The organism is Marinimicrobium sp. UBA4509 (genome assembly GCF_002388575.1).
In the GTDB taxonomy this organism is placed as follows: Bacteria; Pseudomonadota; Gammaproteobacteria; order Pseudomonadales; family Cellvibrionaceae; genus Marinimicrobium; species Marinimicrobium koreense.
This window is the reverse complement of record NZ_DGMV01000054.1, coordinates 65,365-72,070: the sequence shown is the minus strand read 5'-3', so window position 1 is coordinate 72,070 and position 6,706 is coordinate 65,365. Positions and strand designations below refer to the sequence as shown.

The 6,706-nt window shown below is 60.4% G+C and carries 7 protein-coding genes; 5 read left to right on the top strand and 2 right to left on the bottom strand.

The annotated features are described in order from the left end of the window. The first annotated feature begins 223 nt into the window (after positions 1 to 223). A complete protein-coding gene (locus B3520_RS10525; protein WP_123638358.1) occupies positions 224 to 1,591 on the top strand; it encodes an HD-GYP domain-containing protein in 1,368 nt (455 codons plus the stop codon). Positions 1,592 to 1,619: 28 nt separating this feature from the next. Here the strand turns inward: B3520_RS10525 and asd are convergent, their stop codons facing one another. Further along, positions 1,620 to 2,471: an archaetidylserine decarboxylase gene (gene asd / locus B3520_RS10520; protein ID WP_286807362.1), complete on the bottom strand. Its 852-nt coding sequence runs from the start codon at positions 2,469 to 2,471 to the stop codon at positions 1,620 to 1,622. Between the two features lie 92 nt (positions 2,472 to 2,563). Between asd and B3520_RS10515 the strand changes: the two genes are divergently transcribed. From B3520_RS10515 to B3520_RS10500, 4 genes are all read left to right on the top strand, one after another. After that, complete coding sequence (locus B3520_RS10515) at positions 2,564 to 4,132, top strand: Na/Pi cotransporter family protein (protein ID WP_286807361.1); 1,569 nt, start codon at positions 2,564 to 2,566, stop codon at positions 4,130 to 4,132. A 66-nt stretch (positions 4,133 to 4,198) separates the two neighbouring features. Next, positions 4,199 to 5,320, top strand: coding sequence for a peptidase C39 family protein (locus tag B3520_RS10510; RefSeq protein ID WP_286807360.1), 1,122 nt, complete (start codon positions 4,199 to 4,201; stop codon positions 5,318 to 5,320). A gap of 32 nt (positions 5,321 to 5,352) precedes the next feature. Then, on the top strand, positions 5,353 to 6,036 hold the full coding sequence (locus tag B3520_RS10505) for a M48 family metallopeptidase (protein WP_286807359.1): 684 nt from the start codon (positions 5,353 to 5,355) through the stop codon (positions 6,034 to 6,036). 34 nt (positions 6,037 to 6,070) lie between these two features. After that, the gene (locus B3520_RS10500; RefSeq protein WP_024461334.1) at positions 6,071 to 6,433 is read left to right on the top strand and encodes a DUF2750 domain-containing protein; all 363 of its coding nucleotides are present in this window, start codon (positions 6,071 to 6,073) and stop codon (positions 6,431 to 6,433) included. Positions 6,434 to 6,468: 35 nt separating this feature from the next. On the opposite strand, the gene B3520_RS10495 is transcribed toward B3520_RS10500, so the two are convergent. Next, on the bottom strand, positions 6,469 to 6,706 hold a 238-nt coding region (locus tag B3520_RS10495), incomplete at its 5' end, for a hypothetical protein (RefSeq protein WP_286876002.1).

The following is a 6,706-nucleotide window of genomic DNA, read 5'->3' as shown; positions in this document are numbered from 1 at the left end:
TGTCTTGAAAGGGCTTCCCCTTCTCGGCCCGGACGTGATTTGAACTGATCGCATATCCTGTAACCGAACCCTGTGATCCGCTTCTCACCACTACTGTATAGCCCTCCGACAGGCTTGACGACGTCCGTTGCATGCCCCACTATCCGTATCCTCCGGCCCGTTTTTTGTCTAAACTGGCGCCATAGACGGATTTTTGCCGCACCGCCGGCAGAGAGGACAACGCGTGGGAATCAAGCAAGTCAAAGTCGACGTCAACGAAGTCACTGTTGGCATGTATGTCTCCGGACTCGACCGTCCGTGGACTCAGACTCCATTCCCGCTGCAAGGCTTCTATGTCCGTGACCTGGACGAAATCAAACAGCTGAAAAGCCTGTGCAAACACGTCTACATCGACGTCGTCAAAGGTCGCCCACCAGTCTCCTCCAATTTACAGACACTGCCTCAGGAGAGCTTGCGCAGCCGGATCAGCGCCCGGGAGAACGTCCATACCCCGGCCAACGTCAAAGTGGCCCCCCTGCGCATACAGCGCAATCAGTACCCGCCGGTCCAACCGCTCAAAAAAGAAATCAAACGTGCCCGCCAGCTGCATCAGAATGTCTACCATGCCGTGGGCGAGGTGCTCGATTACCTGGGTAACAATGAGCTGCATCGGGTACCGATTGTCGAGACCAAGCGGTTGGCCAGCGATATGGTGGACAGCGTGCTGCGCAATCCGGATGCCTTCACTTGGCTGTCCCGCGTGCAGGAGAAAGACGAATATACCTACAGTCACGCCATCCGGTGCTCGGTCTGGGCCATCCTGTTCGGGCGTCATATCGGCCTGCCCAAGCGGGACCTGGACGTGCTTGCCATGGGCGTTCTGCTCAAGGATGTGGGCAAGGTCAAGCTCGATCAGGGGCTGCTGACCAAAGTATCCCGCTCCTCCGATGAAGAGCGCCTGTATGAAACCTTTGTGGAGCAGGGCGTTGAGATTTTGCGCAAAACCCCGGGAGTAGAACCGAGGGTGATCAGCGTGGTGAAAACCCACTGCGAACGATTGAACGGCAGTGGTTTTCCGTTGCACCTGCAGGGCGACAAGATTCCCTTGCTGGGTAAGATCGCCGGGATCGTCACCTTCTATGACAATACCACCAATCCGCGGGGTGCCAGTCAGCCCATTGCGCCCTCCAAGGCCGTCAGCAAGTTATACGAACTGCGCAATACCCAATTTCAGGAAGAGCTGGTGGTGGAGTTCATTCGCGCCATTGGCCTTTATCCCACCGGCACCCTGGTCGAGTTGAGTTCCGGCGAGGTGGGTGTGGTGGTGGAGCAGAATTTTGAGCGGCGCCTCAAGCCCAAGATCATGTTGGTGTTGGATGCCGTCAAGTCTCCCATGGATCCGCAACTGATTGATCTGGCCGAGGACGATAAGCGCAAGCAGGCACTGATCGATTCGGGCAAAAAAACGGCGGCGGAAGTGGAAAAAATTGAAATTGCCCGAGACCTGGAACCCGGCTCTTACGAGGTAGACATCGCCGCAATACGCGACAACTATATCCTCAAAAAAGAGAAGTCCGGTCTGATGTCACTGCTCGACAAGCTCACGCCCTAGGCCGCCGCAGGGCAATGCGTAGTTGCCCTTACAGCCTGACGCCCAGCCGTTCCCCCATCCGCGTTCCTCTGCCGGCCTGGTAAGCCTCATCCCAGCGCACCCGGTCCTTGCCAAACAACACGATTGCGGTGGAGCCTAGCTTGAAGCGGCCCATTTCTTCCCCCTTATTCAAGGTGATGGGCGCGCGGGGTCGGAAGTCCCGGGTCTGAATCGTCCGCTTGATCGGCGCTACCTCGCCGCCCCACACGGTTTCGATACCCGCGACGATCATGGCGCCGACCAATACGACCGCCATGGGGCCGATGTCGGTATCGAAAATTGCCACCAACCGCTCATTGCGTGAAAACAGTCGCGGCACCTGGTTGGCGGTGGCGGTATTTACCGAGAAAAGGTCGCCGGGTATCGCCACGGTGGCTCGCAGTTGGCCGTCAAAGGGCATGTGAACGCGATGATAATCCTTGGGTGACAGATAGATGGTGGCAAACTGTCCCTGGTCGAATTCGGCGGCCAACGCCTCGCTGCCACCGAGCAGCTCCCGGGTGGTGTAGAGCTGGCCTTTAGCCTGGAAAATCCGCCCGTCCTCAATGGCGCCGAGCTGACTGATGGCCCCGTCAGCGGGGCAGACGATGCTGTCCGCTGAGGCGTCCAGCGGGCGCGCATCGGGTTTGAGCGCCCGGGTAAAAAAGTCATTGAAGTGGGCGTAGGCGCGGGGGTTTTCTTCAAGCGCTTCGCTCATGTCCACGCCGTAGCGTTGGATGAACCATTCGATAAAGTGATTTTTGATCCAGTCCGTACGCTGGTTGGCCAGCCAACCCGCCGCCCGGGAGAGCCCGTGCTGGGGGGTGATATACTGAAGGGCGGCAAACAGTTTTTCATTCATGGTGTCAGGGGGCCTGCAGGGTCGGTTTCCGGAGGCGCCATCATAGCAAATATCCCTCTGGCAGGCTGGCGGGAGTCGAACGACGGGTCATCATGGTATTAATTCGGGTGCTGGTGGAAGTGTTGGGTGGCCTGGGCTTGTTCCTGCTGGGAATGACGCTCATGACCGAGGGCCTGAAGGCCATGGCTGGAGACGCCATTCGCCGGGTGTTGATGCGCTTTACCCGCAGCCCGGTCAGCGGGGTCCTGACGGGGCTGGTTGGCACCGCCGTGCTGCAATCCTCCAGCGCCACCATTGTGGCTACCGTCGGTTTTGTTGGGGCCGGCCTGATCGGTTTTTCCCAGGCGCTGGGCATCATTTTCGGTTCGGCTCTGGGGACCACGGTCACGGGCTGGATCGTGGCCCTGATCGGCTTCAAGCTCAAGCTGTCCCTGCTGGCCGCCCTGTTCGTGTTTGCCGGGGCCATGCTCAAGCTGTTTGGGCGCCGGTCTCTGGGCGGGCTGGGGTATGCGCTGGCCGGCTTTGGTCTGATTTTCATCGGTATTGATACGCTTCAGGGCGGGCTCGAAGGCCTGCGGGAGCAGATGGACTTCAGTCAGTTCCCGGCGGACGATCTGTGGGGCAAGTTTCAACTGGTGGTCATTGGTGTTCTGTTCACCATTGTGACGCAATCGTCCAGTGCAGGTGTGGTGGCGGCACTGACGGCACTGCACACGGATACCATCGCCTTTGAGCAGGCCGCATCGCTGGTGGTGGGAATGAACATCGGCACCAGCTTCACGGCGGCAGCGGCCACCATCGGTGGCAACGTGTCGGTGCGACGCACCGGTTTTTCCCATGTGCTGTACAACACCGGCGTCAGTTCGCTGGCGCTGTTTCTGATTGTGCCCTACATTGCCGCCTGGCAGTTTGTGGCGCCCGAGGCATTTGTGGTTCACGAGGAGTTTGCGCTGGTGGGTTTCCACTCCGCGTTCAATTTGTTGGGCGTGTTGCTGGTGGTGCCGTTTGCGGGACAGTTTGCTCACATGATCGAGCGTCTGTTCCCGGACAAGCCTTTCGGCTATCAGCAGATTCTGGACCGGGGGCTGCTCAAGTACCCCGAACTGGCACTGACCGCGGTGCAGAAGGTCATGATCTCCCAGTTTGAGCGGGTGGCGGAGCAACTGGAATACATTCTCGGAGAGTCTGGTCGCTCGGTCCCCCTGGTGGATCTTGCCCGAGAGCTGTCCGACGTGCAGGAATATCTGGATGCCATTCACCTGGAAGAGACCTCGGGCAGTCAGTGGGAGCGGCTACTGGCTGCGATTCAGATCGTCGAGCATCTGCAGCGTCTGCTGGAGCGTTGCGACAATAAAAGCGTGGCCGTGGCGCTGCGCAACGGGGACGATCTGGCCGAGGCCAAGGCCGCCCTCAGTCCGCTGGTGCTGTCGCTCTGGGGAAAACGTTCGCTTCCCGCCGATCAGGTGCAGGAACGAGTCGCACAAATCACCCAAATCGAGCAAACTACCCGGCGGCAGACCATGAACGACATTGCCCAGGGGCGACTGGAGCTGAGGCAGGGCGTCGCCCGGATGGAGGTCGTGCGCTGGCTGCAGCGGGTCGCCGTGCACATCGGGCGCATCGACGTACATACCCGGGAATTGAATTATCAGCAGCCCTGAGCCCAAGTAATGGATAGCCCTGAGCGTTCGAAACAATCGCAAGTGAATCTGATGAAGGCGGTATCCATGTCCTCCCTCCCCCTTGAGAGCGTAAGGCCCGATGATCTCGACGCCCTCGTCGCTCTGGAGCAACGCTGTTTTACCAGCGACCGCCTCAGCCGCCGCAGCTTTCGCCGCTGGCTGGAGGGCGACCAGCGGGTACTTCTGGTCGCGCGCGATGGCGACCGTCTGGCCGGCTACATACTGGTTCTGTTTCACCGGGGGACGCGCCTGGCGCGCATGTACTCGCTGGCGGTGGATCCGGACTACCGGGGCCAGGGGTTGGCGCGGCGCCTGATCGGCGCCGGGGAAGACGGCGCGCGGGACAGTGGCCGGTTTTATATGCGCCTGGAGGTCAGCAGTAAAAACACCAGCGCCATCGCCCTTTACGAGACCCTGGGGTACAAACAGTTCGGGCTGTATCAGGACTATTACGAGGACCACACCGATGCGCTGCGTTACCAGAAGCGGATCCGGGTGGTGGGCGATACCGCTTATCATCGGGCCATTCCCTGGCTGGCCCAGAGTACCCGCTTTACCTGCGGACCGGCGTCGCTGATGATGGCCATGGCCGCTCTGAAACCGGACTACCAGCCTTCCGATACCGAGGAGCTGCGTCTGTGGCGTGAATCCACGACCATCTTCATGACCTCGGGCCACGGCGGTTGCCACCCCATGGGCATGGCGCTGGCCGCCGACACCCGGGGCTACCGGGCGGAAGTCTGGGTCAACCATGATGGGCCGCTGTTTCTCGATGGGGTGCGCGATGAGACCAAAAAGCCGGTCATGATGCTGGTGCATGAGGATTATCGCCACGCGCTTGAGGCGCGGGCCGTTCCGGTTCACTATCGCGAGGTTCGTCAGGATGATCTGATCGCGGCGTTTGATCGCGGTGGGGTGCCGATCATCCTGATCAGCACCTACCGGATGGACAGCAAAAAAGCGCCCCACTGGGTCGTCATGAGTGGCTATGACGAAGAGTGTATTTATGTTCACGACCCGGATCCGGATGGCCAGGGGCAGACCGCGCTGGATTGCCAATACCTTCCGCTGGCGCGGGCCGATTTCGAGCGGATGACCAGTTTCGGCCGAAGCCGGTTGCGGACGGCGGTGATTCTCTCCCGTGAGTTGTCCGGTCCGGGGGAATAAAAATTTGATGTTACGCAAAGCGAGCCCTGCCTGTGCGCTATACCATTAAACGATCCTCGCGCCGCCGCACGGTCAGCCTGGAGGTACGCGATGCCCAGTTGCTGGTGCGCGCACCGGTCGGCATAGCGGAGCGGGATCTGGACCGGTTTGTCCGTCAGAAAAGCGACTGGATCGCGCGCAAAGTGCGCGCTCAGCAGCAGATGCTGGCCCGGATTCCGGAGTATCGCTATGTATCCGGCACCCGCCTGCCTTTCATGGGGCAACAACTGACGCTCTCGGTGACCATGGGAAGTCGTGGCCGGGTGGAGCGGGTGGGGGACCGGTTGGCGGTCTGTTGCTCTCGGCGCAGTCGGCTTGAACCCGAGGCGCAGGCCCGGCGGCTGGTGCAGGGGTGGTACCGGGAGCAGGGGCTGGAGCGATTGCGCGCGAAAACCGATGCGTTGACTCGTCGGATGGGGCTGAGCCACTCCGGGGTCAAGGTGAGAGTGACCCGATCCAAGTGGGGGCACTGCACCCGCTCGGGTGAGATTCAGTACAACTGGCAGATTCTTCTGGCCCCGGAGGCGGTTGTGGACTATCTTGTCGCTCACGAAGTCTGTCACCTGCGTCACATGAACCATAGCCGGGCATTCTGGCAACTGGTCGGACAAGTGTGCCCCGATTACCCCCGTCAGCGGGATTGGCTTAAGGCCAATGGCCGCTGTCTGGTATTGTAACCCCTGTCGTTAGAAGCCCAAGGAAACGCCCATCATGACCGCACTGAGCGATGACCCCGCTGAAAACCTCGATCGTTTTATTGTCGAAGCGATGGACCACGGCTGTGTTTACGGGCTCGAAGGCCCGGATGGCTGGGCGCTTTGTCCTTCCGAGAAATATGATGACAGCGATGTGATGCCCCTGTGGTCCGAGCTGGCCCTGGCACAGGTGCACTGTCGGGAGGAGTGGACAGACTACAAACCCGTGCCGATCGATCTGGAAGAGTTTCTGGACGACTGGCTGCCCGGTATGCACGACGATGAACTGCTGGTCGGGGTGAACTGGGATGAGTCCCTCGAAGGGGAAGAAATTGAGCCCATGGACCTGCTCGAGGAATTTGAGCAGGAAATGGAGTAGCGACTGCCTACCTGATCCGCCCCCACTCCGGGCCTTCAGGCCCGGGGGAAACTCGCCATGACCTTCCGGTCCCGCCGATATTTCCAGCGTTCGAGCCACTTGCCACCCCAGACCTGATTGCCGTAACGGGCCAGGGCGTAATCATTACTGGTGGTAATGATCGACAGCGTCCGTCGACCTGGCTTGTAGCGTCTGAGCGGTTCACTGGCCAGAGCGCGGGCCAGGTTGGCGGCCAGCACCGGCGCCTGCCGCAGTGCCAGGTTCGCTGCGGCA